Origin of the sequence: Vibrio sp. LQ2 (assembly GCF_023920125.1) — a bacterium.
Taxonomy (GTDB): domain Bacteria; phylum Pseudomonadota; class Gammaproteobacteria; order Enterobacterales; family Vibrionaceae; genus Vibrio; species Vibrio fluvialis.
The window spans coordinates 1,684,336-1,711,133 of the sequence record NZ_CP085308.1 but is presented as its reverse complement, the minus strand read 5'-3'; the positions used below and the strand labels follow the sequence as shown (position 1 = coordinate 1,711,133).

Below are 26,798 nucleotides of genomic sequence, written 5' to 3'. Positions count from 1 at the left end.
CGGATGGAGAGCTCAAGGACGAGGAAGTATTCCATGAGCGACACTTTATTAGCATTGGTTGCGTTTTCACCGATTGTGGTGGCAGCCATTCTTCTGGTTGGCCTGAACTGGCCAGCGAAAAAAGCCATGCCGGTCGCCTTTGCGCTGACCGTGGCGATTGCTTTGACATTTTGGGACATGACGGCCAACCGCGTGTTGGCGTCGGTTCTGCAAGGATTGGGGATCACCGTCACCGTGCTGTGGATCGTGTTTGGGGCGATTTTCCTGCTCAACACACTGAAATACACTGGCGCGATTACCGTGATTCGCAATGGGTTTACCAACATTTCACCTGACCGCCGCATTCAAGCCATCATCATCGCCTGGTGTTTCGGCTCATTCATCGAAGGCGCTTCCGGTTTCGGCACGCCCGCAGCCATTGCAGCGCCTCTGCTGGTTGCCATCGGTTTTCCTGCGCTGGCAGCGGTGCTGATGGGCATGATGATTCAGTCCACGCCGGTTTCATTTGGCGCGGTAGGTACACCGATTCTGGTCGGTGTGAACAAAGGGCTGGATACACACAACATCACCGAAGCTCTGGTGGCGCACGGCTCAAACTGGGACGCATACCTGCAGCAGATCACCGCCAGCGTGGCGTTAATCCACGCCAGCGTCGGCACTTTGATGCCCGTGCTGATGGCGATGATGCTGACCCGTTTCTTTGGCAAAAACCGCAGTTGGACCGAAGGTCTGAGCATCCTGCCATTCGCGCTGTTTGCCGGCCTCGCGTTCACGGTTCCTTACGCGCTGACTGGCGTGCTACTGGGTCCTGAATTCCCATCACTGGTGGGTGGTCTGTTCGGTCTGACGATTGTCGTCACCGCAGCGAAAAAAGGCTTTCTGGTGCCAAAACAGAGCTGGGATTTCCGCCCGGAAAACGAATGGCCAGCGGAATGGCTCGGCTCACTGAAAATGGAACTGGATGACATCAAAGGTAAACCGATGGGCCTCGCGCTGGCGTGGCTACCGTACGTGCTGCTGGCGGTCATTCTGGTGCTGAGCCGCGTGAGTGCGGATTTCAAAGGCCTGCTGCTGAGCGTAAATCTGGCGTTCAACAACATTCTCGGCGAAGTGGGCGTGAGTGCCTCGATTGCACCACTCTACCTACCAGGCGGCATTCTGGTGTTCGTGGCTCTGCTGGCCGTCTTACTGCAAGCGCGCAGCCTCAAACCGATGGGTCAGGCGCTGGGCGAATCGACCAAAACTCTGATTGGCGCAGGTTTCGTGCTGGTATTCACGATTCCCATGGTGCGTATCTTCATCAACTCAGGCGTGAACATGTCAGATCTGGCGAGTATGCCGGTCACCACTGCGAACTTTGCGGCGGGTCTGGTGGGCAGCGCCTTCCCGGCTCTGAGCGCAACGGTAGGAGCACTGGGCGCCTTCATTGCCGGTTCGAACACGGTCTCTAACATGATGTTCAGCCAGTTCCAGTTTGAAGTGGCACAAACGCTGAGCGTGTCGAGCGTTATCGTCATCGCACTACAAGCGGTCGGCGCGGCAGCCGGCAACATGATTGCCATTCACAACGTGGTGGCGGCGTCGGCAACGGTCGGCCTGCTCGGTCGTGAAGGTGCGACACTGCGCAAAACCATCATTCCAACTTTCTACTACCTTGTAGTAACAGGATTAATTGGTCTGGCCGTGATCTACGGTTTCCACATGACCGACGCGTTAATGAACTCTTAAGTCAACGATACCCCGCCAACCTGACGCTGCGCACCAAGCCTCCCCCCAGCAGCGTCCGGGTTGTCCGGGATAAACAGGCATCTGACCTGTATGAGCTAACATTAGGAATGTATCTATGATTATTTCGGCATCTACCGACTACCGTGCTGCGGCGAAAGCCAAACTGCCTCCGTTTCTGTTTCACTACATCGATGGCGGCTCCTACAGTGAACATACCCTGCGCCGCAATACCGACGATCTGTCCGACATCGCGCTGCGCCAACGTGTGCTCAACGACATGTCACAGCTTGATCTGTCGACCGAACTGTTTGGTGAATCGCTGGCGATGCCGATTGCCCTCGCGCCAGTCGGCCTGACCGGCATGTACGCTCGCCGCGGCGAAGTGCAGGCGGCCACCGCCGCAAGTAACAAAGGCATTCCGTTTACGCTCTCCACCGTCTCAGTATGTCCGATTGAAGAAGTGGCGCCCGCGATTGACCGCCCGATGTGGTTTCAGCTCTACGTACTCAAAGATCGCGGCTTTATGAAAAACGTGCTGGAACGCGCCAAAGCCGCCGGCGTGACCACGCTGGTGTTTACAGTGGACATGCCAGTGCCGGGCGCACGCTATCGCGACATGCATTCCGGCATGAGCGGCCCAAACGCGGCTGCACGCCGCGTGATGCAAGCCATGACGCACCCAAGCTGGGCGTGGGATGTGGGTCTGCTGGGCAAACCGCACGATCTGGGCAACATCTCCACCTATCGCGGCACACCCACCAAACTGGAAGATTACATCGGCTGGCTGGGCGCGAACTTCGACCCGTCGATTTCGTGGAAAGATCTGGAATGGATTCGTGATTTCTGGGACGGCCCGATGGTGATCAAAGGCATTCTGGATACCGAAGATGCCAAAGATGCGGTACGTTTTGGTGCTGATGGTATCGTGGTTTCGAACCACGGTGGCCGTCAGCTCGACGGCGTCCTTTCGACCGCGCGTGCGCTGCCAGACATCGCGGATGCGGTGAAAGGCGACCTGAAGATTCTGGTCGACTCCGGCATCCGCACGGGCCTCGATGTGGTGCGCATGCTGGCACTGGGCGCCGACTGTACGCTCCTCGGCCGCGCCTTTGTTTACGCACTGGCCGCCCAAGGACAGGCCGGGGTGGAAAACCTGCTCGACTTGTTTGAAAAAGAGATGCGGGTCGCCATGACGCTGACCGGCGCCAAAACCATTCAAGACCTGTCGCGTGAGTCGCTGGTCAAAGGATAAACCCCAAGAAGGCTTCGAAATTCCATTTTGAAGCCTTCTTTCATGACACTGGAAGCTATGATGAATCAGTCACCTACTGCCGAACATTATCGTCAATTAGAACAGAAACTGAGCAGCAAAATCGACCCGGAACGTATCGTGACTCAGGAGGCCAAGCGCCTCGCTTACGGCACCGACGCCAGTTTTTATCGTCTGGTTCCCAAAATCGTGCTGCGCCTGAAATCACTCGACGAAGTGATTTTTGCCATTGAATGCTGCGGCGAACACGGCATTCACTTCACCTTTCGCGCAGCAGGCACCAGCCTGTCGGGTCAGGCGGTGTCCGATTCTGTGCTGATCACCCTGACCGACGATTGGCGTGGTCACCAGATCCTCGATAATGGCGACAAAATACTCCTTCAACCGGGCGTGATTGGCGCCGATGCCAATAAATACCTTGCGCCGTTCCAGCGCAAAATCGGCCCGGACCCGGCGTCGATCAATACCTGTAAAATTGGCGGCATCGCGGCCAATAACGCCAGCGGCATGTGCTGCGGGACGGCGCAGAACTCGTATCGCACCGTCGACAGCATGAAAATCGTCTTCGCCGACGGGTTTGTGTTGGATACCAAAGACGCCGCCAGCGTTGAACACTTCAAGCAGCACAAAGCGCATCTGGTTGCGGGCCTTGAAGCGCTGTGCGCTGAAACGCTCGCCAATCAGGAATTAACCGAACGCATTCGTCACAAATACCGTCTGAAAAACACCACCGGTTACGCACTCAATGCGCTGGTAGATTTCAGCGATCCGATTGAGGTGCTTGAGCACCTGATGATCGGCTCAGAAGGCACACTCGGCTTTATCGCCGAAATCACCTACAACACGGTCATTGAACACGCGCACAAAGCGTCGGCGCTGTTGGTGTTTGCCGATATCGAACAAGCCAGCCAAGCCGTGACTACGCTGTCTAAATCGCCGGTAGCGGCGGTTGAAATGATGGATGGCCGTGCGATGCGCTCGGTGGCCGATAAAAAAGGCATGCCAGCGTTTATCGCCGGATTGGATCTCGAAGCAGCCGCGCTGCTGATTGAATCCCACGCCAGCGATCAAGCTACGCTGGATACGCAGTGCGACGCGATCATGAGCGCGCTGAGCGATTTTCACATTCTCGAATCCGTGCCCTTTACCACCGACAGCCGCATGGTGGCAACATTGTGGGGCATTCGCAAAGGCATGTTTCCGGCCGTGGGCGCCGTGCGCGAAGTCGGCACCACCGTCATCATTGAAGACGTGGCGTTTCCGGTTGAAGATCTCGCCGCTGGCGTACGCGACCTTCAGGCACTGTTCGACAAATACGCCTACAACGAAGCGATCATTTTCGGCCATGCGCTGGAAGGCAACCTGCATTTTGTGTTCACGCAGGGCTTTGACAGCCAGCAAGAGATCGACCGCTACGGCGCTTTTATGGACGATGTTGCCGAACTGGTGGCGGTGAAGTATCAGGGCTCGCTGAAAGCGGAGCACGGCACCGGACGCAACATGGCGCCGTATGTGGAGCTGGAATGGGGCAAAGATGGCTACGCGTTGATGCAAAAAATCAAAGCGCTGTTTGACCCGCGCGGCCTGCTCAACCCGGGCGTCATCATCAACACCGATCCCCATTCGCACATCAGCAATCTCAAGCCGATGCCGGCTGCCGATGATTTGGTCAACCGCTGCATTGAGTGTGGCTTTTGTGAGCCGGTGTGTCCGTCGCGCACCTTAACGCTCTCTCCGCGTCAGCGCATTGTGCTGTTCCGTGAATTGCAGCGCCGTATTGCCGCGGGTGAAAACGTGCAGGCGAGCGAACTTGAGCAAGTATTCGAGTATCAGGGGCTAGATACCTGCGCCGCGACTGGCTTGTGTGCCGAGCGCTGCCCGGTGGGCATCAACACCGGCGATCTGGTGAAGAAACTGCGCACCGCTAAATATCAGAAATTCACCCCGATTGCGCGCTGGACGGCCGAGCACTTCTCCGCCACCACCGCCATTGCACGCAGCGGACTGAAAGCGAACCAACTGGCGACCAAGGCGCTGGGTGAGAAAACCGTCGGTAATCTGACCAACGGCCTGCGCAATCTGACCAAAGGCAAAACGCCGCTGTGGATGCCGGAGATGCCACAGGCCAACACTCATCGGCTGGCACTGGCTGCCGAGAATCTGCCGCGCCGTGAGAAAAAAGTGGTCTATCTGCCGTCGTGTGCCAGCCGCAATATGGGCCAGCAAAATGACGCGCAGGATCAGCGCCCGCTGACCGAGGTGACTTTATCACTGCTCAATAAAGCGGGCTTTGAAGTGATTCTGCCGAGCGAACTCAGCAGCCAGTGCTGCGGTATGCCTTACGACAGCAAAGGCATGACCGAACTGGCGCAAAGCAAAGCCCAGCAACTGGAAGAGGCGCTATGGGAAGCGAGCCATCACGGCACCTATCCGGTGCTGATGGACACCAGCCCGTGCGCCAAACGCAGCATGGAGCAGTTCACCAAACCGCTGGAAATTCTCGAACCAACGGGTTTTGTCAGCAAGTATCTACTGGATCATCTGGCAATCACGCCGAAACAGGAAACCGTGATGCTGCACATCACCTGCAGTTCGCGTCGCATGGGGCTGGAAAGCGAGATGCTCAAACTGGCGCAGGCGTGCGTGACTAACGTGGTGGTGCCAGAGCACATTCAGTGCTGCGGTTGGGCGGGCGACAAAGGCTTCACCACACCAGAGCTGAACGCGGCGGCGGTGCATCCGCTGAAAAAGCAAGTGCCGTCAGCCTGCTCGCGCGGCTTTAGTAACAGTCGCACGTGTGAAATTGGCCTGTCGCATCACAGCGGCATTCCGTACCAGTCGATTCTGTATCTGGTGGATGAAGTGGCACGTCCGGCTAATTAAAGTGGTTACCGGATACCACTTGGCTGAACGCTGAAAAAACAGGGAGCCGAGGCTCCCTGTTGATGGCTTGAAAATGGGCGTTAACGTCAGAATAAGCGCCGTTTCAGCCCCGCTTTTTCAAGAATACGGGTAGAGATCTCTTCCACCGACAACGATGAAGTGTTGATGTATGGAATCGCTTCACGGCGAAACAGCGCTTCGACCGTGGCCAGTTCCGTCTGACACTGCTCGGTGCTGGCATAGTCACTGCCCGATAAGCGGTTTTCGCGGATTTCGGTCAGGCGCTCAGGGTCAATGGTGAGACCAAACAACTTGTGACGGTGAATTTCAAATTCCGGCAGCAGTTTGAGAGCACGAATGTCGTCGGCAATAAACGGATAGTTCACCACGCGCAGACCAAACTGCATTGCCATGTACAAACTGGTTGGGGTTTTGCCACTGCGCGACACGCCGAGCAGAATCACATCGGCTTGATCGAGGCCTTTGGTGGAGATGCCGTCATCGTGCGCCAGGGTGTATTCAATCGCGGCGATGCGGTCAAAGTAGGTGTTGGAATCTTTGCCGACACTGCGCGAACGTTGCAGTTTGGGCGTCGGCTCCATCTGAATGTCATCTTTGACGCGCTGAACAATGCTTTCCAGCACGTCATAACAGTGCGCGGGCGCATTCAGCAGACGCGAGCGAAACTCAGGAATGACGATGGAGAAGAACACCAACGGGCGAACGCCGTTGCGCTGAAATGAGTGCTCGATCTGTTTGATGAGTTCGCTCAGTTTGTCGTCGGTTTCGACAAACGGGAAGGTCTTTTCGTTCGGCACAAAAGAAAACTGGCCGAGAACGACGTGACCTAATGTTTCACATGTAATCGCGGTTCCATCCGAAACGTAGAATACATCACGGCTTTGACAATCTATTTCCATTTTCGTTTAAACATTCAAATAAATTTTATTACGATGGTTTACATAATACCGATAATAAAACCCGGCATGCCATTACGGCCCCCACAGCTTTGAAAAATTCCTCGGAATTTTTTTCAGTTGCCACGTAATCGATTGCCCTCCCCTACAAAGCTGCAATGTTTCTGGAGAAAGACATGCAAAAGAACACCCTCTGGTTCAATAGCCTATCCATGGAAGATGTCGATAAAGTCGGCGGTAAAAACGCATCACTTGGCGAAATGGTATCTAACCTCGCCAACGCCGGTGTGTCCGTACCCAACGGTTTTGCGACAACCTCTTACGCGTTCAACCAATTCCTTGATTTTGAAGGCTTGGACGATCGCATTCATACCCTGCTCGACGAACTGGACGTTGACGATGTAGAAGCCCTGCGCAAGACAGGTGCCACCATCCGTCAATGGGTATTAGACGCCCCATTCCCTGCAGATTTAGAGCAGGACATTCGAGACAACTACGACACCCTGATTGAAGGCAACCCCGAGCTTTCTGTCGCGGTTCGCTCTTCGGCTACCGCTGAAGACCTGCCAGACGCTTCGTTTGCGGGCCAACAAGAAACCTTCCTTAACGTGAAAGGCATCGATGCGGTGCTGGAAGCGACCAAGCACGTGTACGCGTCGCTGTTTAACGACCGCGCGATCTCGTACCGCGTGCACCAAGGCTTTGACCACCGCGGCATCTCGCTGTCGGCGGGTATCCAGCGCATGGTGCGTTCAGACAAAGCGGCATCTGGCGTGATGTTCACTCTCGATACTGAATCTGGTTTCGACCAAGTTGTCTTCATTACCTCGGCTTGGGGTCTGGGCGAAATGGTGGTGCAAGGCGCGGTGAACCCAGATGAGTTCTACGTGCACAAACCGTTGCTGGAAGCAGGCCAAGCGCCGATCGTGAAGAAAACCTTCGGTTCGAAGCTGGTTAAAATGATCTACGCCAACAGCCAAGTGATCGGCAAACAGGTTGAAATCATCGACACCACCGACGCCGAACGCAATCAGTTCTCTCTGAGCGATGACGAGATCAAAGAGCTGGCAAAACAAGCGATGATCATCGAGAAGCACTACCAGCGTCCAATGGACATCGAGTGGGCGAAAGACGGCATCGACGGCAAGCTGTACATCGTACAAGCGCGTCCAGAAACCGTATGTTCACAAAGCGAACAGAACGTCATTGAGCGTTACGAGCTGAACAACAAAGCCGACATCCTGATTGAAGGCCGTGCGATCGGTCAGCGCATCGGCAGCGGCACCGTTCGTCTGGTGGATTCGCTGGATCAAATGTCACTGGTGAAAGAAGGCGATGTGTTGGTCACCGACATGACCGACCCAGACTGGGAACCAGTGATGAAGAAAGCCGCAGCGATCGTCACCAACCGTGGCGGCCGTACCTGTCACGCGGCGATCATCGCGCGTGAACTGGGCATTCCGGCGATCGTCGGTTGTGGGAACGCCACCAGCACATTGACGGACGGCGCGACCGTGACCGTTTCGTGTGCGGAAGGGGAAACCGGCTACGTTTACCAAGGCCTGTTGGACTTTGAAGTGCGCCGCTCATCGGTTGATGAACTGCCACTGCTGCCCACCAAAGTGATGATGAACGTGGGTAACCCGGATCGTGCCTTCGATTTTGCACAAATCCCGAACGAAGGGGTGGGTCTGGCGCGTCTGGAATTCATCATCAACAAGATGATCGGCATTCACCCGAAAGCGCTGCTGAACTTCGACGCGCAATCCGATGAACTGAAAGCCGAAATCACCAACCGCATTCGTGGTTACAAAGATCCGATCGATTTCTACGTCAGCAAACTGACTGAAGGCATCGCGACCATCGCCGCGGCATTCTGGCCAAAACGCGTGATCGTGCGCATGTCAGACTTCAAATCGAATGAGTACAGCAACCTGGTGGGTGGCAAGCACTACGAACCGCACGAAGAGAACCCAATGCTGGGCTTCCGCGGCGCGTCTCGCTACATCTCACCGGTGTTTGAAGACTGTTTCGAACTGGAAACGCTGGCGGTGAAACGCGTGCGCAACGAGATGGGACTGAAAAACGTCGAAATCATGATTCCATTCGTGCGTACACCAAGCGAAGCGGCATCGGTGATTGACCTGCTGGCGAAGTTTGACCTGCGCCGTGGCGAGCAAGGCCTGAAAGTGATCATGATGTGCGAACTGCCATCCAACGCGGTACTGGCAGATGAGTTCCTCAAGTACTTCGATGGATTCTCTATCGGCTCAAACGACATGACTCAGTTGACCCTTGGCCTTGACCGTGACTCCGGTGACGTGGCGCACCTGTTTGACGAGCGCAACCCTGCGGTGAAAGTGATGCTGAAGATGGCGATTGATGCGGCAACCAAAGCGGGCAAGTACGTCGGCATTTGTGGTCAGGGTCCATCCGATCACGAAGATCTGGCGGAATGGCTGATGGAACAAGGCATCAGTTCGGTCTCGCTCAACCCAGACACCGTGATTGATACGTGGATCAAACTGGGTGAAGTGGCTGCGAAATAATTCGCTCACTGCTCCATCGAAAAAGCGCCGTCTTGCGGCGCTTTTTTTATGCTTGCTGGCCAGCCAATCAGGGCCTGCGCTGGCGGATAAATTGTTTGGGCGTGATGCGGGCAATCTGTTTGCATTCGCGCGTCATGTGGGCCTGATCGGCAAAACCCTGTTCGAGTGCCAAATCGGCGAGCGACACATGAGGTTGCGCGCGCAGTTGCTCCAAGGTCTGTTTCACCCGCACGATGCGTTGATACTGTTTCGGCGTGATCCCCAGCCATTTCTGAAACTGGCGTTCGCGCTGACGCTGACTGAGCGTCTCGGGCTGGCGATGAATGATATGCCCCACATCCTGCGGCTGATACTGCGCGATCAACGCGTGGCACCAACGATATAACGTAGTAATTCTGGCGGCCGGAGAACGCGCGCTTTGCAGCGCTAAAAAGACGGTCTGTGCGGATTCGGCAAGTGGGTGGTCGCCAGCAATACGCAGCGGCGTCTCCAACCGTTCACCAAACAGCTGATAGCCTACCGCTGGATGAAAGCGTACCCCCGCCACCACGGCTCCCGGTGGCAAGCCAACCTGATGGGCCAAGGTGCTGACCGGCAGCAACACCACGCCCGGCGCCTGCCATTCGTTGTCCATTTGCACCTGCTGTTGCAAAATGAAGGTCACGCCCGTGCCTGCATCGCTGAGGAGTTGCCTGCGCACGGTTTGCTCGGTTTCAGGCGCAACAGAAACCGACCAGATTGCCTGAATCTGGTCGGCTAATAATCCCTGCGGTTTGAAAATCTCAAAATCTAAATCCAAACGGATGTTCCCACATTGCGATTAGTTGGGTTGATACAGTCCCACCTGCGGCTTAAACACTTTCACTATCCGGTTCCAGCTGTTGATGGCATTCACCGCCACCGTCAGGTTCACCATAGCTTTATCGCCAAAGGTATTCAAGGTGAGCTGATAGGCGTCATCCTCCACCGGTTGACCCGCCGTCAGCAGTTCTGCCCACGCCAACGCCACGCGTTCGGCCTCGCTGTAAAGTGGCATGTCTTTCCAGGCACTCAGTCCCCAGATTCGCTCGGGCTGCTCACCCATTTTGAGCGCGTCTTTGCTGTGCATGTCGATACAGAAAGCGCACTGATTAATTTGCGACACACGCAACTTTACCAGTTCCCAGATGGTCATATTCATGGTGTCCGACTGACGAAACTGGTCATGGAAGTACGCTTCTTGCGTGTACAAAATTTCCATGGCTTGCGGTGCGATGTGGATGTAGTTGATGCGTTTTGACATGGTCTTTCTCCTCTGTTTTTCACAGCATAAGGAAAGAGAAGCATCAGAGATTGAAGATTTTCGACATCCACCCGGCCAAGGTGAAGAATCGGTTCAGACTTTGATTGACCCGCCCTAGGCAAACCGACACAAATCGTTATGATGACAAGCTAAAACCCGATGAGAAGGTGCCCTATGACCGATGCCCTTATTGAACGATTTCCATTGCTCAAACAGCTCATTGCGCTACAAGAAACGCAATGGTTCAACCCCAACATCACCACACTGGCGGAAGGCCTGCCCCATGTTGGCCTGAGTGAGCAAGACGTGCAGGATGCGGCTGCAAGGCTGCGCCGCTTCGCGCCGTATATTGAACAGGTGTTTCCTGAAACCGCCGTCAACCAGGGCATCATCGAATCGCCGCTGGTGACCATCGATCACATGCGCCGCGCGCTGCAATCTCACTACCAAACCGACATGCCGGGCAAGCTGCTGCTCAAACTCGACAGCCATCTGCCGATTTCGGGCTCGATCAAAGCGCGAGGCGGAATTTACGAAGTGCTGGCCCACGCCGAACAACTCGCGCTGCAAGCGGGTTTACTCCACCTTGAAGACGATTACCGCACGCTGGCAAGTGATGAACTGCGCCACTTTTTCTCGCAGCATCAGATTGCCGTCGGTTCCACCGGAAATCTCGGCCTATCGATTGGCATCATGAGCGCCAAACTCGGATTTCGCGTCACGGTACACATGTCGGCCGATGCCCGTGAATGGAAAAAAGCCAAACTGCGCTCACATGGCGTCACCGTGGTGGAATACGACAGTGACTACGGCGTCGCCGTTGAACAAGGGCGCGCACAAGCGCAAAACGATCCGAGCTGCTTTTTCATCGACGATGAAAACTCCCGCACGCTGTTTCTGGGCTACGCGGTGGCCGGTGAGCGCCTCAAAGCGCAGTTGGTACAGCGTGAAATTCGCGTCGACGCCGAGCATCCGCTGTTTGTTTACCTGCCGTGCGGCGTGGGCGGTGGCCCGGGCGGCGTCGCCTTTGGCCTCAAACTCGCGTTTGGCGATCACGTGCACTGCCTGTTTGCCGAACCCACTCACTCGCCGTGCATGCTGCTTGGGGTACACACCGGTTTGCACGATGCCATCAGCGTGCAGGATTTGGGCATCGATAACCTCACCGCAGCCGATGGCCTCGCAGTCGGGCGTGCATCGGGTTTTGTCGGCCGCGCCATGGAACGCCTGCTCGATGGCTATTACACCGTCAGCGACGAAACGTTATTTACGCTGCTGAAAATGCTCAGCGATTACGAACAGATTCAGCTCGAACCGTCAGCCTTGGCGGGCATGAAGGGGCCGGTGGTCGCGCAGCGCGATCACGGCTATCTCGCTCAGCATGGTTTCAGTGACGCCCAACTCAGCCGCGCCACGCACTTGGTGTGGGCAACCGGGGGCGGCATGGTGCCGAAAGACGAAATGGACAAATACCTGCGCAGCTAGCTCGTTCTCACTTTCTCTTGGAGAAATTTGCCGCTAGCGCTGACCCGCAGCTCACCGTCAACGTGTAGCTGCGCGGTCAGCAGGTAAATTCCTCGGCGCACCGTATCGCAGTGCGCCGAAATCACCACCTGTTCCCCCACCACAATCGGGTGATGAAAACGTACGTCCAACTGCGCCGTTAACGCTTCGATGCCTTGATATAACAAACAGTGCGTCATCGCGGCATCCAGCAGCGAACTGGCAATCCCACCATGCAGCTTTCCCCGATACCCCTGATGACGCGAACAGACGGTAAAGTGACCACTCACTTGCCCGCGTTCGTCGCAAGCCAAAGCCACGCCCAATGAATAAGGATTGTGCTCGGCTGGCGAGCACACCGCGCACATTGCGTGCGATTCTAATGCCTTGGTCATCATCCACCTCACTCTCAAAAATAAAATTAGCATATGCCAATAACAAATCGGATTCTGAGGTGGAATCAATGTTTGCAGCGAACCCATGCACCTGATCGCGATTAATGAACCGAGTAACGATTCTCGAACCTGACACTAATATTGACGTGTGTAGAGCTGCTTGAGTTGCGCCTCGGTCGCGGTTTGACAGCGCGCGGCTGACCATTCGCCATTGAGCCACGAGGTCCACTTGCGGCGCGGGTTCAAAATAAAATGCACTTGGCTGCCGATGCCGCTTTCGATCGCCACATCACCGGGTTCATGGTCGAACCCTTGCGTCACGTGTAAGTGCTCACTCGTGACCTGATCGCCGTTTTTCAGCGCTTGCGACACTTCGCGGCTGTAAATGCGCAGCGTCACCGGGCCGGTTTCTTTGACCACAATACCGCCTTGCTCAAAGTTACCCGCCACGATGTGCAGCGGCGCCACAATGCACAGTTCGCCATCCTCATTGCGACTCAGGTACGCGCCTTTACCAGCTATCCCATGCAGATAAACCAGATGCCCCTCCGCCACAGTCGGCACGATGACCATGCCTTGCACATCGCTGGGGAGCCATGTTGCCGTCTTGTCTTGTCCATGTTCGCTCACCCGCGGGTTTTCCGTTGCCTGCGCCGCGCTTGATAGACCAAATGCCCATACGAGTGCCAACCAAGCTGCTATTTTAATTCGTCTCATCTTCTATTCTCCCTATTGCGCGATATCAAAGCGATTGCGGTACGGCTCGCTGCGCTGCGCCATCAGCACCAACAGCACGACCACGCCAATCACCGGAATAAAGAACACCAAACTCCACCAGCCAGAACGTCCGGTGTCGTGCAAACGGCGCACCGTCACCGCCACCAGCGGTAAAAAGCTGAGAATACTGTACGCCACTTCCACCCACGGCGGCGAACCGGCGTTGATCTCCAGCGCCACCAATACAAGGCTGACCAGCAGATTGACCAAAAAGAACATCCAGTACGCCTGACGCGTCGCTCGCCCGGAAAAACTCAGCCCAAGTTGCCACGCCTGCCAATACCAATTCATCATCGCGCTCCTTTTTCTCGCCTATGACCTCTGTCGTTAAAAATGATGTCCGGCAGTTGCGCCGAACAGGGTCACTTTGGCGCAATCCCTTGGCGGGCGAGTCCTCGATCCGGTTCGAGGACTTCCTACATCCGGTTTGAGGACCGCAACATCTTCACGTGACGCGGAGAAATCGGTAGGCTTAGCACGTTGGATTATGAAACGTTACCCATGTAAGGAAAGCCGATGATCGCCATTCCCCTGCCCTTTGTTGTCTCATTGCTGCTGTTGATGTTGGCGATCGTGTTGTGGGTCAAATCCGATGCGGCGACCAAACCCGCCAGCCTGTTTACCGCGCTCTGCGCCTTAACCACGGCCATTGTCGGCCTGCGCTGGACACTGGATATTGCACTGTTTCGCATGTTGCAGCCGGTGTGTGCCGCGCTGGTGCCGATGGCGGCCTGGCACTGTTTTCGCCGCGCCCACCAATCCGGAAGGCTCGCGCGCCTGCATTGGCTCGGGCCACTGGTGATTGCCGCCGGGTCGCTGAGCTATCCGTATTGGCATGCGCCACTGGATTTGATGCTGACGGCGCTGTATATCGGTTACGGTATCGCGCTGCTGCTGGCGTCGCGCAATGAAGCGTCGCGAGTCCGGTTGTCCGATATGGACTGGGTGCGCTACGCCGAGCGCATCGCCGGTTGCATGCTGCTGTTTTCTGCCTGCATTGATGGCGCGCTGACACTTGATTTCGCACTGTATGAGGGCCGCCACGCGATGTATGTTCTGGCGGTCGGTTACACCCTGTTGTTGCCAACCTTAGCGTTAGCGGTGGTGATGGTGGCGCAAAGTACCTTGCACGCGGCCGAAGAAGAACCGCAAGCGAGCGCGCCGGACTCTGCCGTTGAGCAAAGCGATAACAGTGCCATGAGCGATGAACACGCACAGGCGATTCTGACGCGACTCGATGCACTGATGAACGAAAAGCAGGCATTTCTTGACCCGGATTTAACTCTGGATCGTCTGGCGCGCAAACTGACGATTCCAGCCAGGCAGATTTCAATGGCGGTCAATCAGATTCACGGCCGCAACATCTCAAAAATACTCAATGAGTATCGCATCGAGTACGCCAAGCAGCGTTTGCTGCACAGCGATGAGAGCATTACGCAGGTCTATCTGAATTCCGGTTTTCAAACCAAATCCAACTTCAATCGTGAATTCAGCCGCGTGACCGGACTGACGCCCAGCGGCTTTCGCAAGAGTGTGAACTGACATGAGCTCATCCCTTGTCGAGTCGCCAACCTGAGCTAATACTTGTAGCAAGTGATTAGGAAAGTCGATGAGATGTGTGATTTCTCTTGTGCAGAGAAAGTAACGGAGGGCACATTCATGTTTAACACCGATAAGTTTATTGAGAATTGCATTCAGGCCGTCGCAGAGGGGGAACAAGCGGTTAATGCGGTGGTGTCAGAAGCCATGTCTGAGACCAGAATGGTGGCTTCAGTACTTGGCCAACAAGAGCACGCTGGTATCCATCTGCTCTACCGCTCACCTGCGCTCACAATCATCAATTTCAAGTGGGCGCCTTACATGAATTTAATGCCACACAATCATCAGATGTTTTCGGTGGTCGGTATCTATTCGGGCAGAGAAGATAATATTTTCTGGCAAAGGACGCCAAACGGCATTGAAGCTCGCGGGGCAAAATCACTCGGAGCAGGAGACGTGTGCGTACTCGATACCACTACGATCCATTCCGTGCTCAATCCGATCGGGAAAATGACGGGCGCCATTCATGTCTATGGCGGTGACTTTTTCGCGCCTCACGAACCCAGAAGCGAATGGGATCATGAAACCCTGGTCGAACATCCATGGGATGTCGAGCGGGTGAAATCCGTGTTCCGGGACGCCGAAGAGAGATTCAATGCCAGCAAAAAGCCCATCTGACGTCGATTGAGGCAGGAACGCCTCAATCATTGAATGGCTGATATCTCCAGTTAGTAGCGAAGACTCACGGTCAGGCCGACATAGGTACCGTGCTCCTCGGGAGCAATGACAGGGGCGAGCAAGTAGCGGTCGGTCACATATGCCCCGATAGCGGACCCAAGTGCGTGCGACGCCGCATCCAGAAATGCCTCTTTGCCCGTATTTGTCCCTCGCTCATATTCATAGTATTGCGACACCGCCCCTAAAGCCGTGCTGATATAAAAACCGACCCAGCCCCTATCCTCTTTAGACCACCAAGCGTCCGACGCCCATACAAATGCCCCGGCCATCGCCGCGCCGCCAACGGCATGGCTGAATTCGCTATTCACGCTGTTGTTACCGGCTTTTACTGGTGATGCCAATAACGCCAATACGACCAACAATAAGGTGCGTTTCATCGCTTTCTCCTCATTCTCATTTCAGGCTCACGGCATAAAACACCCGCCCGACCTTTTATGAGTGTAGAAGACATTATGAGTAAGGTGGCGCACAGACAGGCTGCTTATGCGCTGCCTTCGCGTACTTCGCGGCTCTTATTCGCAAACCACGCCTGTAAAAACTCGATACATAACGCTAACTTAGCGGGCACATGATGCCTGGCTGGGTAAAGCGCGTAGAGCGTCAGTTGAGGCTTGTTGGAATCCGCGAGTATTTCCACCACCTCGCCGCTATCAATGGCGCTTTGTGCGACAAAGTCCGGAATAAACCCGATTCCAAGACCTCGTTTGATGGCTTCCATCATGAACATCGTGCTGTTGACTTTCAGTCGGCCACTGATGGCGACGCCATCCTCTATCGGCCAGACATGTTTGCCTTGAAAATAGCTGTAAACGAAGCAGTTGTGCGCCTTCAGATCTTTGGGCATCAGAATGTTGGGATGACTGGCTAAATAGCCCGGTGATGCACACACCTTGTAACTGAAATGAGTGAGCTCTTTGCCGACATAGTTGACATCAATCGGCTGGCTTGACGCGCGAAACCCCAAGTCAAAGCCATGCTCGACCAGATCCATCTGTTCGTCGCCCAGATGAATATCCAGCTCAAGGTCGGGATGAGCCAACATGAAATCGGCAAACAAACCGGATAAATCAGTGATTCCCAGAGCCATCGGTGCATTGATCTTCAGCTTACCACGCAGGTTTTGTTGTAAATCCTGCGCAAAGCTGTCAGCTTCGGCGAGTTTTGCCAGAATGTCATTCGCGCGCTGCAAATAGCCCTCTCCGACGGGCGTCAGTTGAACATTACGGGTGGAGCGATGCAGTAAGCGCGCGCCAATATCCGCTTCTAAACGTGAAATCTCTTTGCTGATCATCGATTTTGAGATGCCAGTCTGCTCAGCGACCTTAGTGAAACTGCCCAGATTGGCTAAGCGCACAAAGAGCTCAATAGCGCGTAGTTTATCCATCCTCAACTCTCCCGATAAAGCCATCATTGTTCTCGATTTGAGAACAGTATATGCACATTATAGCTATATATGAAACCAATAGTGCGGACTAGGATAAGTCCATCACCGAGCGTTGCTTGCCAAGCCGAATCGGTGAAGAAATTTGTCTAGTTAAGGAGAACACCATGTACACACTCTATTATTCCCCTGGTACCTGCGCCATTGCGACACAAGTCATTTTGCTTGAACTCGGGCAAGACGTAAAAATTGTCGACAGAGCACACGTCGCTGATTTTGCCGCAATAACGCCAATTCAAGCGGTTCCGGTTCTGGTGGATGGAGAACATACGCTGACGGAAGGGGCGGCTATCATTCTGTATTTGTTAACCAAGCACGAAAACACCCTGCTTCCCAGCCACGGTTTTGCGCGCCAGAACGCGATTCAGAACATACTGTTTGCGAACGCTACGATGCACCCCGCCTACAGCCGACTGTTCTTTATCGCCGCGAATATCGATGATGAAGCCGTCAAGCAATCCGCGTTGAATCAGGCAGCTGATGCAATCAGCACTCTATGGCGATATGTCGAAAGCCTGTTGCAGGCCCAACCATACCTCGGCGGCAATGCCCCGAGCGCGGCCGATATTTTGCTCGCGGTCTACGCCACCTGGGGTGCGTATTTTCCGGTGGATATCAATATCGGGCCTCGCTCTCGTCATATGATTGAAACCGTGCAGGCGATGCCGAACTTTCAGCGCACTATCGAAGCACAACGTGTTGAATCCGAGCAAAACAAGGATAAATGATGCCCACAACGTTTAACGGCAATGATGATCGTCAGCAGATCATCGCCATCATCAACCACTATTTTGACGGGCTACACCGAGGTGATGCCGCACTGCTTGGGCGCATTTTTCACCCGGACGTGAGCCTGAAAGCCCCCGGCGTTCGACGCAGCATGACTGAGTGGCTTAACGATGTGTCGGAGCGGAAAAGTCCTGAGCAGTTGAGCCTCGCATTTAACTTTAAGATTGAGTCGCTCGATATCGTCAAAGATCAAGCGATGGCGAAAATTCATTGTCCGCTGTTTAGCTTTGATTACATCGACTTTTTGGGGCTTCTGAAGGAAGACGGACAGTGGCGCATCGTCAGCAAAATGTACACCGACGTGTCAGTTGAGTTTGAGAAACCTTAAGATTAGGAGAAAGAAAACATGCCTTATATCAACGTAAAAGTCACCGATGATGGTGTGACCAAAGAACAAAAGCAGGCGATCATCAAAGGTTGTACGCAACTGATGGTCGATATCCTGAATAAGAACCCGGAGAAGACTTTTGTGGTCATCGACGAGGTCAACACAGACAACTGGGGCGTCGGTTTTGATCAGGTAACGGAACTGCGCCGCTGACTGTCATAGCGCAGTTAACCAAGCATCCACTCTCAACCAAGGGTGGATGCTTTGTCTCAATCAAGCATCGGTAAACACACTCAACAGCGGCTTTGACACCCCGCCAGAACCAAATCCACCGAGGGCAACCCACTTCTCTGTCTATTGAGATAGTATTTTGCTGGAAAACGCGCATAATCGTCCGGTACAACTCTCAGAGAAGACATGACCTATGACTGATTTTCAATATTACTTCCATCAACTGCCTTGTTTTAACTGCAAAAAAACCACAGTAAGCACCGATCTTGGTTGGTTAACCGCAGCGATGAAAGATGATGTTCTGGCACAAGTGACCGCGATTATCGAACAAGGCAACATTGAGCCGGATATTTCGGTGAACGTGACTTGTACTAAAGACGAAGCGCGTGAGTATCTATTGCTGAACTTCTACGGCTATTCAGAAGAAGAGCTTGAGAATCAAGTTGAAGCAGAAGATGAACAAGAAGTCGCCGATGAGGTAGCCGAGCTAGCGGCAGAAGGTAACGAAGCCATCGTGTTTGAACACGAAATCGCCCTGCAAAGTTGCACCAATTGCGATGTTGAATAAGAGCCTAACCCCGCTCAATCAGTAACATGAAAGTCATCTGCCACCTGAGGCGGGATGCCATCAATGATAAAGGCGTTAGTCAATCTGCTAACGCCTTTTTTGTTTCTGCGCTTTTCAAGCGGTGGTTACCGCTTGTTCTACTTAGAACTGGCAGCTTTTTATCTTAGCCGCTGTAGGACATCAGCCCGTCGGCACGATGATCGTGGCTGATCTCGAAGGCGATAGGTTCAGTGAAAAAATTGGCCCAACGTCGTCAGTAAATATGGGCTCATCATTAAACAATGTTTCAGCACAATACTCGCAAATAGAATCTTCATAGATTATTTTTTGTGTAGCCGCGACAGGTTTTAACTGCAACTAACCGTAATGACTTCTTAACTATCCAAAACCGATGAAAGGGACTGAGCAATGAGCAAACTATCTATTCACTATTTTGATTTTCCCGGTGGACGAGCGGAACCCGCACGCATTGCATTACGTTATGCTGGCATCGATTTCGAGGATGTGCGTTTTTCACCCAAAGAGTTGGCTGAAAGGGCGAAGGATTACCCGCTAGGCAAAGTGCCCGTAATGGACGTTGAAGGCCAACGGGTAACTCAATCCAACGCAATCAACCGCTATGTGGGCAAATTGACGGGGTTATACCCGAATGACCCCATTCAAGCGCTGCTGTGCGATGAAGCATTGGACGCGGCAGAAGAACTCACCGCGAAAGTTGCAGAAACATTTTCTTTGCAAGGCGAAGAACTGAAAGCCGCGCGAGAAAAGTTATGCGCTACGGTCTTTCCGGCGTATCTGACCTTCTTTTCAAAGAAACTAGCTCAAGCGGGTGACTACTTTGCGGACAATCGTCTCACGATCGCCGATCTTAGAGTAATGATGTTGCTTCGCCACCTTTGTTCCGGTGCGCTCGATCATGTTCCGGCCGATTTGGTCGATAAACACGCCCCTAACCTGCAAGACTATCTGCAACGAGTCAGCCAACACGAAGTGTTTGTCAAAGGACACGCGTCATAAATGGCTCAGTTCCACTCTCACATTATCTCAACGGGTTGCCATCAATCACGTGATTGTCGGGATGTGCGAAGAATAAATAAGCGCCTTTTTAAGGCCTTATTTGGGCAAATCGTGATAGTGGCGGCAAGAAGAAAATCACTCACGCCACTTCTGCCTTACTCTCTTCTTCCTCTTCAGATTCAGATTCCATCTCTTCATCGTCAGTGTCCGGAGTTGGCGTCATCTGCTCTTGTACTGATTCAATATCAACCCGCGGATCGAGCGCCGCCGCCAGTGGCGAAGAGACTAAATCGCCCGTCGCCATGATGTAATCTTCGGTGGTTTGCACTTCGGCTTTTTGCTGTGTGTTGATGTATTGCAGCGTCAAGAACAGCACGCAACCACACGCTCCCATAAAGCCATACAACATATTATTGCCCAGCCATTGCATCACGCCTGAGGCAATCAGCGGGCCGATACTGGCTCCCAAACCAAAGGTCAGCAGGATAGTCGCCGATAGACCGACTCGCTCACTTTGTTCGACGCGAGAATTCGCCAGCGCGGTAGCCAGCGGATAGAGAGTGAACGCTAAGATGCCAAACAGAAATGTCATCACCAGTGCCGCAAAGTGATGGTAAGGCGTGAATGCGATACTCAGTGTCAACCCGACCAGCAACACACAGTTGATGCGAATCAGGCTACTGCGCGAGATGACATCAGAAAGTTTACCCATCGGCCACTGAGCAAGCAGGCCAGCTAAAATGGTAGCGGTCATGTAGGTGGCGACCTCTTCCGGCGCCAGCCCAAGATTACTGGCATAAGCCGGTGCCAGGCCGTAAAACGAACCGACCACCATGCTGCCAATCGCTACCGTAGTAAGCGCTTGCGGTGCTTTTTTCCAGTAATAGGTGATGTGCAGCGGCGCGGGCACCAATGGCGCCGGGTGAATACGCCGGGTAATGGCAATCGGCACAATGCAGAGCGCAAAACAGATGGCGATCAGCAGTAGCGGTTCCAGACCTAAATCGGGGTAGAGACTGATTGCGCCCTGGCCCAGAATCAACGCAAGGTACGACACGATCATGTAACTGGCGAACACCGTGCCCCGTTGACTGTTGTCTGCCTGCTCGTTCAGCCAGCTTTCCAGCACCATGTATTGGCACATCATGCCGATACCGACTATCAGCCGCAGCACAATCCAAATGGTGAGCTGATCAACTAATGCATGGCCCAGAGCGGATGCGGTGACAATCCCGGCACTGGCTACGAACGCACGAATGTGGCCTACCCGTGCAATCAAACGGTGACCAATCTTAGAACCAGCAACCAGCCCCGCGTAGTATGCCGACATCATGCCACCAATCCAGATTTCAGGCACTTGCATGGCTGAAAGGCGAAGTCCGAGGTAGGTCGTCAACAGGCCGCTGGCCAGCACAGTCAGCAGTGTCGTGCTGTACAAAGAGGCAAAAGTACGCAGAGGGTTTGTCATCTACAAGTCCTTGTAAACATGCCGAGGGTACTGTCGGCAATGCGTCGCCCGTTGATTGGCGCGACGAGAAAAATGAACGTCTTGTTCGCAGGAATCTCCTCTCAATCTAGCAGTTCTTTAAGCGCAATGTACATGACTGAAACGCGTAACCGTGGACTGAATCTCTCAACCAGCCCACTTCCAGAAAGCAAAAATGCCCTGAATAAAAATCCAGAGCATTTCGAGCGCTTAATGACGCGTTATACGGAGGTGGGCGTACTCACTGTTCGCTTCTCAAACGCAGGCTGTTTTTTGTTCTGGGGATAGAGCACCAAACCAATTCCCAGTAAGAAGGTGCTGCATGATACCCACTGAGCGAGCGACAGTTGCTCATCGTAGATCGCGTAACCGCTCAGCAGTGCAAACACCGACACCAACAGCGTCATCGGCGCCAATTGACTCATCGGGTATTTAAGGACCATTTTGTTCCACACCCAATAGCCGAATACGGTGGTCGGGTAAGCCTGAAACAGCACCGAAATCCACGCATTGCTGTTCCACTGTTGATAGGTGGTACTCAGCACGTCCCATCCATTCATGCCGACGCTCAGCGCGACCAAAGGCAGCGGCGCAAACAACATACCCCAAATGTTGAATGCAAAAGCCGAGCGCGTGCCCGATTTGCGTACAATCACTCCCGCCAGTGGCCAGCAAATTGCCGAGATCATGATAAACACCACGCCTGCGAGCGTAACGTTGCCATTGGTGTAAATGATGGAGACCACTAGCCCAACCACGGACACCACGATCCCTGCCGCCATGCGGGCGGAAATCACCTCTTTATACAGCAACACCCCGACCAGCACGGTGGTCAGCACATCGGTTTGCAACAACACCGATGCCATACCCGACGACAAACCAAACGTGATGGAGCACGATGCCATGCCCCAAATACCAGTACCGAACACCAAGCCATAGGCCATCAGATAGCGCCATTGCACATTGGGTTTGCGGACAAAGAAAATGATTGGAAACGTGGCGCAGAAAAAGCGCGCGGCGGCGATCAGCAGCGGATCCATCTCGCTCACGCCCAGTTTGATCATCGAAAAATTGAATCCCCAGATTGCCATCACGCTGATGATGAGCAGTAAATCTCGTCCCTGCATTGCTTATCTCCTGACTTTTAACCTTGTCACCCAAGTCTCCCTTGCCGAAAAAAAACAGTACAGATACAATTTTATAAAATTTAACCAGTACAATTTGGTGACAGCATGGCGCGGTATAAACAATTGGCAGAGAAATTTGTTCACGATATTGAGGCAGGGAAACTGACGCCAGGCGATCGTATGTTGTCGCTGCGCCAGTTCGCCAGCCAACATGGCGTCAGTGTCTCGACTGCCGTCAGTTGCTATGCTGAACTCGAAGCGCAAGGCTGGTTGATTGCCCGGCCGCAGGCCGGATTCTTTATTGCTCAGCAAAGCCAGATTGCACCGCCGCCGAGCTGGCCACCTTTTCGCAGCACCGTCACCACACCAACCACCATTCGCAGCCGCACGCTGGCACCTTGCGGGCCACTCGGTACATCGCGTTTGCAACTGGATAATCCCACGCAGCAGGCGCTGGATCGCAGCCTGCGCCGCGCAATGAAACGGGCCGCCAACAAAATAACCTATTACCCGGAACCTCAGGGCGAACCAACCCTGCTCAACGCACTCGCCACCCATTTCACGCACTGCGGCTTTGCGCTCAACGCACAAGAGCTGGTGATCACCCACGGTTGTATGGATGCGGTCAAAAACGCACTACAGGTTTGCACACAACCCGGCGACACCGTGGCCGTCAGTTCGCCCTGTTACAATGGCTTGTTGGATTTGCTCTCCCAACTTTCATTGCGCATTATCGAAATTCCCTCTCTGGCTGATGGCATCGACCTCGATCAGTTCGAACAGCACCTTCAATGTGGCCAAGTGCAGGCGGGTTTGTTCTGCACCACCCACATGAACCCTCAAGGTATTACGCTCTCCAGCCAGCAAAAGGAGCGCTTGGCTAAACTTGCTAATCACTACCGGGTGCCCGTAATTGAAGATGACGTGTATCTGGAACTGCCCCATCGCCATCAGCCACTGCTGCCCGCCGCGTATTACGATGACGGCGGATACGTTCTGTGGTGTGGCTCAGTATCGAAAACTTTGTCCCCCAGTTACCGGATTGGCTGGTGCCGCCCGGGGCGTTTTTTTCAGCCATATCTGAAACGAGCCTTGGGCGTGCCAACGCTGATTCAGTATGCACTGGCCGATTTTATCGACTCCGGCGCTTACGCCAGTCATCTCAAACGGGTGCGTTACCAGCTCAGTCAGCACAAAGCCTACTACCTCAATTACCTGAGTGAACATCTGCCAACAGGCAGCCGGATTACGCAGCCCGATGGTGGTTTGGTGTTATGGATGCAGATCCCCGGCCTCAATGCCAAAGCCGTCGGTAAGGCTGCTGAACAGGCGCAGCTTGATATTCGTATCGGCCCTTGGTTTACAGAGTCTGAGCGCTATCAGGACTGCCTGCGCATTAATATCGGCTTTGCGCCAAGCGAAGAGATAACCGAAGAACTGGCTAGGCTGATGACGGTCATCAAGCAGCACGTGCGCCTATAAGCGCGAATGCCAGCGCAAAGCGTCTTGTGTCTAAGATTTTAAGCACAAAATTGCACAAGAGATAGACAGTTTCATCGCCAGCTCCTAGACTTCTCATGCCGTGATTAACGTGCTGAAAATCATAATAATAACGTCAACGCCAGCTGGCTTAACTTTCAAAGGAACGACGAAATGAAACACACCCCGGTATGGGCAGGTCTGCTACTGCTACTCTGCTCAACATCAGGCTTTGCGAAAACCGTACTGACTGAGAAAAACCTCGATACTTACATGCAGGTGACCGAAGAGCTCGACGCAACCGCAGAGGATTCTTTTGACACCGACGAGACAACGATGCCACTGACCTACGCGGCGCACTGTGACTGGCAACGCCACTATCAACAGGCCGTCGCTTCAGCCCCCGCCAAGGAGGTCGCGGATGTGGAAGCAGCAGCCAAACATCATGGCATGTCACCGGTTGAGTACTTCGAGTTCACCCACAAAATGCAGTGGATGATGATGGAAGAGATGCAGATGATGCTCAAATCCAGCGAATCGTTACTGAAATCCCTGCCAGCGGAGAGCCGTAACGAGCTCGAAGCGGAAATTGCCAATCAGAACAACGTGATTGAACTGCTGAACCGCTGCATGACTGATGAAGACAAAAAAGCAGCGCAACGCCTCAAACCGATCCTGATGAAAAAAGCCATGCAGATGATGGAAAACTAATTGGTTATTGTCGGGGCGGGCTTTAAGCCCCGGCTTTTCTCTGTGCTTCCCCGTTGCTATATGCCTGATTTTCTGTATGTTGGACAATCAAACATCAGAGGGAATCGGGAGAAAATATGGAACTGGAACTGTTTGTGGTTGATGCCTTTACCACCGAACGCTTTAAGGGCAACTCGGCCGCCGTTGTCCCTGTCACGGACTGGCTGAGCGACGAGCTCATGCTCGCCATTGCCCAGGAAAACAACCTCTCTGAAACCGCGTTCATCAAACGCCTTGCTGCGGACCATTACGCCATCCGCTGGTTTTCTCCTCTGACCGAAATTGATTTCTGTGGCCATGCGACACTGGCCTCCGCTTACGTGTTGTTCAATCACTTTGGCGGAGGCGATACATTGACGTTCGATACTGCCGCCGTCGGCACACTCAGCGTTACCCAGTCGGCGGACAAGCGCATCGCGATGAGCTTTCCCAATCGCGCGCCGCAACCTGTCAGTGACATTCCGGCCGCTTTGCTGGAAGGGCTTTCCATCAAGCCTGATGAAGTGCTTCTCAGCCCTCAAGCCTATTTTGCGGTGTACAAGGATGAAGCAGCGGTGACTCAGGTGCTGCGCGATAACCAAAAACTCAAACAACTCGCACCGTATGATGTGGTTGCGACGGCCAAATCGACCGACTATGATTTTATCTCGCGCTATTTCTGGCCCGCCAATGGCGGTGATGAGGATCCGGTGACGGGTTCAATTCATGCCGGACTGACGCCATTCTGGGGCGAACGTCTGGGTAAAACCAAGCTTCTCGCTTATCAGGCGTCACAACGTGGCGGTTTGCTGCAGTGCGAATTGCAAGGCGATCGCGTCATCGTTTCCGGCCATGGCGTGCTCTATCTGCGTGGCAACATTCACGTTGCTTAGCACGTTTGATGCCGTTGAAACCTCAACTCAGGAAGGACGACATTATGATTCGTGGACACTGTCACTGCGGCAACATCAGTTTGGAGATCCCGCGTCTCACCACGACAGCCACTGAATGCAACTGCTCTATTTGTCGCCGTTATGGTGCGCTGTGGGGTTACTTTACTCAACCTGAAGTTAAGGTCATCGATCAGGGGGCGGGTCTTGAACAGTATGTATGGGGTGATCAATGTATTGAGTTTCAGCGCTGTAAAGGATGCGGCTGCGTCACCCATTACAAGGCGGCTCCGGGCACGGGCAGCGAGCGCCTTGCTGTCAACTATCGGATGTTTGATGCCGTGGTCCAACAGGCCTTGACCATTCGCCACTTTGACGGCGCCGATTCGTGGCGTTATCTGGATTAACAATGCGCAACCGTCTGTCGATTCGCTCCTACACTGCCCACTCCACCAGCCACATGCACCACTATCACCAGTTGGTGTTGCCGCTATCGGGCTACATCGACATTGTGGTCGATGATGTCGTGCTCAAATCTGGTTTGGGCGATTGCGTGGTGATTCGCGCCGGATCGCGCCACGATTTCAGCGCGCCGGAAGCGTTCCGTTTTCTGGTTGCCGATCTCAACGAACTGCCTGCCAATCTGACTCAGTCGGAAGTCGTGAGTTTTCTGCTTGATCCTTCAGCGTTGGCGTACATTCAGTTCGTCGACAAGCAGCTCAGTGCGCAGGTTGATAAACACATTGAAGCCATGACGCTGGAGCTGTTTCTGGCGCTGTTGGCTCGCCAGAGCTTTGCGCGCAAAATCGACCCGCGAATTCAAAAAGCGGTGCAGACAATGCGCGATAATCTGGCCCGTTCACTGACCATCAATGAGCTGGCCAACATTGCGTGCCTGAGCACCACTCAATACAAGAACCTGTTCAAAGCCAATCTGGGGATGACGACGTTTCAGTACCTTACCCAACTGAGAATGGAGCGTGCCCGCGCACTGCTGACTCACTCCGACTACCCGATTGGTCTGATTGCTGAGCAAGTGGGCTTTCAGGATCCTTCCGCTTTCAGCCGCAGTTTCAGCCGTTATTTTGGCCAGCCGCCCAAGTTCTACGCCAAGTAAGTTTTCCATCCCAAC

General features: G+C 53.9%; 27 protein-coding genes. 17 read left to right on the top strand and 10 right to left on the bottom strand.

Annotated elements, in window-relative coordinates; genetic code table 11:
• Nucleotides 1–33 precede the first annotated feature (33 nt).
• The 3 genes from LGV68_RS08015 (at nucleotide 34) to LGV68_RS08005 (ending at nucleotide 5,881) form a co-directional block, all read left to right on the top strand.
• On the top strand, nucleotides 34–1,728 hold the full coding sequence (locus LGV68_RS08015; RefSeq protein ID WP_020328877.1) for an L-lactate permease: 1,695 nt from the start codon (nucleotides 34–36) through the stop codon (nucleotides 1,726–1,728).
• A gap of 115 nt (nucleotides 1,729–1,843) precedes the next feature.
• The gene (gene lldD / locus LGV68_RS08010) at nucleotides 1,844–2,980 is read left to right on the top strand and encodes an FMN-dependent L-lactate dehydrogenase LldD (RefSeq protein WP_024375146.1); all 1,137 of its coding nucleotides are present in this window, start codon (nucleotides 1,844–1,846) and stop codon (nucleotides 2,978–2,980) included.
• A 42-nt stretch (nucleotides 2,981–3,022) separates the two neighbouring features.
• A complete protein-coding gene (locus LGV68_RS08005; RefSeq protein WP_252536488.1) occupies nucleotides 3,023–5,881 on the top strand; it encodes an FAD-binding and (Fe-S)-binding domain-containing protein in 2,859 nt (952 codons plus the stop codon).
• Between the two features lie 86 nt (nucleotides 5,882–5,967).
• On the opposite strand, the gene LGV68_RS08000 is transcribed toward LGV68_RS08005, so the two are convergent.
• Nucleotides 5,968–6,801, bottom strand: a complete 834-nt coding sequence (locus LGV68_RS08000) for a pyruvate, water dikinase regulatory protein (protein ID WP_202645015.1) — start codon at nucleotides 6,799–6,801, stop codon at nucleotides 5,968–5,970.
• A gap of 155 nt (nucleotides 6,802–6,956) precedes the next feature.
• Here LGV68_RS08000 and ppsA point away from each other — a divergent pair, with 155 nt between their 5' ends.
• A complete protein-coding gene (gene ppsA / locus LGV68_RS07995) occupies nucleotides 6,957–9,347 on the top strand; it encodes a phosphoenolpyruvate synthase (RefSeq protein ID WP_252536486.1) in 2,391 nt (796 codons plus the stop codon).
• A gap of 67 nt (nucleotides 9,348–9,414) precedes the next feature.
• On the opposite strand, the gene LGV68_RS07990 is transcribed toward ppsA, so the two are convergent.
• Nucleotides 9,415–10,146 (bottom strand): helix-turn-helix domain-containing protein, encoded by a 732-nt coding sequence (locus LGV68_RS07990; protein ID WP_252536482.1) that lies wholly within the window; start codon nucleotides 10,144–10,146, stop codon nucleotides 9,415–9,417.
• 21 nt (nucleotides 10,147–10,167) lie between these two features.
• Entirely contained in the window at nucleotides 10,168–10,629 is a 462-nt protein-coding gene (locus tag LGV68_RS07985; RefSeq protein WP_020328871.1) for a carboxymuconolactone decarboxylase family protein, read from the bottom strand.
• 174 nt (nucleotides 10,630–10,803) lie between these two features.
• On the opposite strand from LGV68_RS07985, the gene dsdA reads away from it, so the two are divergent.
• On the top strand, nucleotides 10,804–12,114 hold the full coding sequence (gene dsdA, locus LGV68_RS07980; protein ID WP_222750041.1) for a D-serine ammonia-lyase: 1,311 nt from the start codon (nucleotides 10,804–10,806) through the stop codon (nucleotides 12,112–12,114).
• On the opposite strand, the gene LGV68_RS07975 is transcribed toward dsdA, so the two are convergent.
• The 3 genes from LGV68_RS07975 to LGV68_RS07965 form a co-directional block, all read right to left on the bottom strand.
• Entirely contained in the window at nucleotides 12,111–12,527 is a 417-nt protein-coding gene (locus LGV68_RS07975; RefSeq protein WP_222781464.1) for a PaaI family thioesterase, read from the bottom strand. The genes dsdA and LGV68_RS07975 overlap by 4 nt on opposite strands.
• 135 nt (nucleotides 12,528–12,662) lie before the next feature.
• On the bottom strand, nucleotides 12,663–13,244 hold the full coding sequence (locus LGV68_RS07970; protein ID WP_154183071.1) for a hypothetical protein: 582 nt from the start codon (nucleotides 13,242–13,244) through the stop codon (nucleotides 12,663–12,665).
• Between the two features lie 12 nt (nucleotides 13,245–13,256).
• A complete protein-coding gene (locus LGV68_RS07965; protein WP_154183069.1) occupies nucleotides 13,257–13,598 on the bottom strand; it encodes a DUF805 domain-containing protein in 342 nt (113 codons plus the stop codon).
• Nucleotides 13,599–13,820: 222 nt separating this feature from the next.
• On the opposite strand from LGV68_RS07965, the gene LGV68_RS07960 reads away from it, so the two are divergent.
• Entirely contained in the window at nucleotides 13,821–14,846 is a 1,026-nt protein-coding gene (locus LGV68_RS07960) for a helix-turn-helix domain-containing protein (protein ID WP_222726752.1), read from the top strand.
• Between the two features lie 117 nt (nucleotides 14,847–14,963).
• On the top strand, nucleotides 14,964–15,521 hold the full coding sequence (locus LGV68_RS07955) for a hypothetical protein (RefSeq protein WP_020328865.1): 558 nt from the start codon (nucleotides 14,964–14,966) through the stop codon (nucleotides 15,519–15,521).
• 50 nt (nucleotides 15,522–15,571) lie between these two features.
• Here the strand turns inward: LGV68_RS07955 and LGV68_RS07950 are convergent, their stop codons facing one another.
• Together LGV68_RS07950 and LGV68_RS07945 are read right to left on the bottom strand one after the other, a co-directional pair.
• Entirely contained in the window at nucleotides 15,572–15,958 is a 387-nt protein-coding gene (locus LGV68_RS07950) for a hypothetical protein (RefSeq protein WP_020328864.1), read from the bottom strand.
• A gap of 104 nt (nucleotides 15,959–16,062) precedes the next feature.
• Nucleotides 16,063–16,965, bottom strand: a complete 903-nt coding sequence (locus tag LGV68_RS07945; RefSeq protein WP_252536480.1) for a LysR family transcriptional regulator — start codon at nucleotides 16,963–16,965, stop codon at nucleotides 16,063–16,065.
• A 164-nt stretch (nucleotides 16,966–17,129) separates the two neighbouring features.
• On the opposite strand from LGV68_RS07945, the gene LGV68_RS07940 reads away from it, so the two are divergent.
• The 5 genes from LGV68_RS07940 (at nucleotide 17,130) to LGV68_RS07920 (ending at nucleotide 19,955) form a co-directional block, all read left to right on the top strand.
• A complete protein-coding gene (locus tag LGV68_RS07940; protein ID WP_143683871.1) occupies nucleotides 17,130–17,750 on the top strand; it encodes a glutathione S-transferase family protein in 621 nt (206 codons plus the stop codon).
• On the top strand, nucleotides 17,747–18,139 hold the full coding sequence (locus LGV68_RS07935) for a nuclear transport factor 2 family protein (protein ID WP_252536479.1): 393 nt from the start codon (nucleotides 17,747–17,749) through the stop codon (nucleotides 18,137–18,139). Before LGV68_RS07940 ends, LGV68_RS07935 begins: the two co-directional genes overlap by 4 nt.
• An 18-nt stretch (nucleotides 18,140–18,157) precedes the next feature.
• Nucleotides 18,158–18,352 carry a 4-oxalocrotonate tautomerase family protein gene (locus LGV68_RS07930; RefSeq protein WP_020328859.1) on the top strand — a complete coding sequence of 65 codons (195 nt, stop codon included), beginning with the start codon at nucleotides 18,158–18,160 and terminating at the stop codon, nucleotides 18,350–18,352.
• A 211-nt stretch (nucleotides 18,353–18,563) separates the two neighbouring features.
• Entirely contained in the window at nucleotides 18,564–18,938 is a 375-nt protein-coding gene (locus LGV68_RS07925; protein ID WP_020328857.1) for a hypothetical protein, read from the top strand.
• A 408-nt stretch (nucleotides 18,939–19,346) separates the two neighbouring features.
• The gene (locus LGV68_RS07920) at nucleotides 19,347–19,955 is read left to right on the top strand and encodes a glutathione S-transferase family protein (RefSeq protein WP_172558484.1); all 609 of its coding nucleotides are present in this window, start codon (nucleotides 19,347–19,349) and stop codon (nucleotides 19,953–19,955) included.
• Between the two features lie 139 nt (nucleotides 19,956–20,094).
• On the opposite strand, the gene LGV68_RS07915 is transcribed toward LGV68_RS07920, so the two are convergent.
• Nucleotides 20,095–21,423 carry an MFS transporter gene (locus LGV68_RS07915; protein ID WP_158148553.1) on the bottom strand — a complete coding sequence of 443 codons (1,329 nt, stop codon included), beginning with the start codon at nucleotides 21,421–21,423 and terminating at the stop codon, nucleotides 20,095–20,097.
• Between the two features lie 239 nt (nucleotides 21,424–21,662).
• Nucleotides 21,663–22,568: an EamA family transporter gene (locus tag LGV68_RS07910; RefSeq protein ID WP_158148552.1), complete on the bottom strand. Its 906-nt coding sequence runs from the start codon at nucleotides 22,566–22,568 to the stop codon at nucleotides 21,663–21,665.
• A 105-nt stretch (nucleotides 22,569–22,673) separates the two neighbouring features.
• Between LGV68_RS07910 and LGV68_RS07905 the strand changes: the two genes are divergently transcribed.
• The 5 genes from LGV68_RS07905 (at nucleotide 22,674) to LGV68_RS07885 (ending at nucleotide 26,783) form a co-directional block, all read left to right on the top strand.
• Complete coding sequence (locus tag LGV68_RS07905; RefSeq protein WP_252536477.1) at nucleotides 22,674–24,050, top strand: PLP-dependent aminotransferase family protein; 1,377 nt, start codon at nucleotides 22,674–22,676, stop codon at nucleotides 24,048–24,050.
• 171 nt (nucleotides 24,051–24,221) lie between these two features.
• Entirely contained in the window at nucleotides 24,222–24,758 is a 537-nt protein-coding gene (locus tag LGV68_RS07900) for a hypothetical protein (RefSeq protein WP_252536476.1), read from the top strand.
• Nucleotides 24,759–24,874: 116 nt separating this feature from the next.
• Complete coding sequence (locus LGV68_RS07895) at nucleotides 24,875–25,669, top strand: PhzF family phenazine biosynthesis protein (protein WP_158145994.1); 795 nt, start codon at nucleotides 24,875–24,877, stop codon at nucleotides 25,667–25,669.
• A 44-nt stretch (nucleotides 25,670–25,713) separates the two neighbouring features.
• Entirely contained in the window at nucleotides 25,714–26,073 is a 360-nt protein-coding gene (locus LGV68_RS07890) for an aldehyde-activating protein (protein WP_252536474.1), read from the top strand.
• 2 nt (nucleotides 26,074–26,075) lie between these two features.
• Nucleotides 26,076–26,783 carry a helix-turn-helix domain-containing protein gene (locus LGV68_RS07885; RefSeq protein ID WP_055452032.1) on the top strand — a complete coding sequence of 236 codons (708 nt, stop codon included), beginning with the start codon at nucleotides 26,076–26,078 and terminating at the stop codon, nucleotides 26,781–26,783.
• Nucleotides 26,784–26,798: the final 15 nt, after the last annotated feature.

Bases quoted from the DNA above. Each gene is read 5' to 3' on its own strand.
- LGV68_RS08015 (WP_020328877.1), top strand. From the start codon at position 34: ATGAGCGACACTTTATTAGCATTGGTTGCGTTTTCACCGATTGTGGTG.
- lldD (WP_024375146.1), top strand. From the start codon at position 1,844: ATGATTATTTCGGCATCTACCGACTACCGTGCTGCGGCGAAAGCCAAA.
- LGV68_RS08005 (WP_252536488.1), top strand. From the start codon at position 3,023: ATGACACTGGAAGCTATGATGAATCAGTCACCTACTGCCGAACATTAT.
- LGV68_RS08000 (WP_202645015.1), bottom strand. From the start codon at position 6,801: ATGGAAATAGATTGTCAAAGCCGTGATGTATTCTACGTTTCGGATGGA.
- ppsA (WP_252536486.1), top strand. From the start codon at position 6,957: ATGTTTCTGGAGAAAGACATGCAAAAGAACACCCTCTGGTTCAATAGC.
- LGV68_RS07985 (WP_020328871.1), bottom strand. From the start codon at position 10,629: ATGTCAAAACGCATCAACTACATCCACATCGCACCGCAAGCCATGGAA.
- dsdA (WP_222750041.1), top strand. From the start codon at position 10,804: ATGACCGATGCCCTTATTGAACGATTTCCATTGCTCAAACAGCTCATT.
- LGV68_RS07975 (WP_222781464.1), bottom strand. From the start codon at position 12,527: ATGACCAAGGCATTAGAATCGCACGCAATGTGCGCGGTGTGCTCGCCA.
- LGV68_RS07970 (WP_154183071.1), bottom strand. From the start codon at position 13,244: ATGAGACGAATTAAAATAGCAGCTTGGTTGGCACTCGTATGGGCATTT.
- LGV68_RS07965 (WP_154183069.1), bottom strand. From the start codon at position 13,598: ATGATGAATTGGTATTGGCAGGCGTGGCAACTTGGGCTGAGTTTTTCC.
- LGV68_RS07960 (WP_222726752.1), top strand. From the start codon at position 13,821: ATGATCGCCATTCCCCTGCCCTTTGTTGTCTCATTGCTGCTGTTGATG.
- LGV68_RS07955 (WP_020328865.1), top strand. From the start codon at position 14,964: ATGTTTAACACCGATAAGTTTATTGAGAATTGCATTCAGGCCGTCGCA.
- LGV68_RS07950 (WP_020328864.1), bottom strand. From the start codon at position 15,958: ATGAAACGCACCTTATTGTTGGTCGTATTGGCGTTATTGGCATCACCA.
- LGV68_RS07945 (WP_252536480.1), bottom strand. From the start codon at position 16,965: ATGGATAAACTACGCGCTATTGAGCTCTTTGTGCGCTTAGCCAATCTG.
- LGV68_RS07940 (WP_143683871.1), top strand. From the start codon at position 17,130: ATGTACACACTCTATTATTCCCCTGGTACCTGCGCCATTGCGACACAA.
- LGV68_RS07935 (WP_252536479.1), top strand. From the start codon at position 17,747: ATGATGCCCACAACGTTTAACGGCAATGATGATCGTCAGCAGATCATC.
- LGV68_RS07930 (WP_020328859.1), top strand. From the start codon at position 18,158: ATGCCTTATATCAACGTAAAAGTCACCGATGATGGTGTGACCAAAGAA.
- LGV68_RS07925 (WP_020328857.1), top strand. From the start codon at position 18,564: ATGACTGATTTTCAATATTACTTCCATCAACTGCCTTGTTTTAACTGC.
- LGV68_RS07920 (WP_172558484.1), top strand. From the start codon at position 19,347: ATGAGCAAACTATCTATTCACTATTTTGATTTTCCCGGTGGACGAGCG.
- LGV68_RS07915 (WP_158148553.1), bottom strand. From the start codon at position 21,423: ATGACAAACCCTCTGCGTACTTTTGCCTCTTTGTACAGCACGACACTG.
- LGV68_RS07910 (WP_158148552.1), bottom strand. From the start codon at position 22,568: ATGCAGGGACGAGATTTACTGCTCATCATCAGCGTGATGGCAATCTGG.
- LGV68_RS07905 (WP_252536477.1), top strand. From the start codon at position 22,674: ATGGCGCGGTATAAACAATTGGCAGAGAAATTTGTTCACGATATTGAG.
- LGV68_RS07900 (WP_252536476.1), top strand. From the start codon at position 24,222: ATGAAACACACCCCGGTATGGGCAGGTCTGCTACTGCTACTCTGCTCA.
- LGV68_RS07895 (WP_158145994.1), top strand. From the start codon at position 24,875: ATGGAACTGGAACTGTTTGTGGTTGATGCCTTTACCACCGAACGCTTT.
- LGV68_RS07890 (WP_252536474.1), top strand. From the start codon at position 25,714: ATGATTCGTGGACACTGTCACTGCGGCAACATCAGTTTGGAGATCCCG.
- LGV68_RS07885 (WP_055452032.1), top strand. From the start codon at position 26,076: ATGCGCAACCGTCTGTCGATTCGCTCCTACACTGCCCACTCCACCAGC.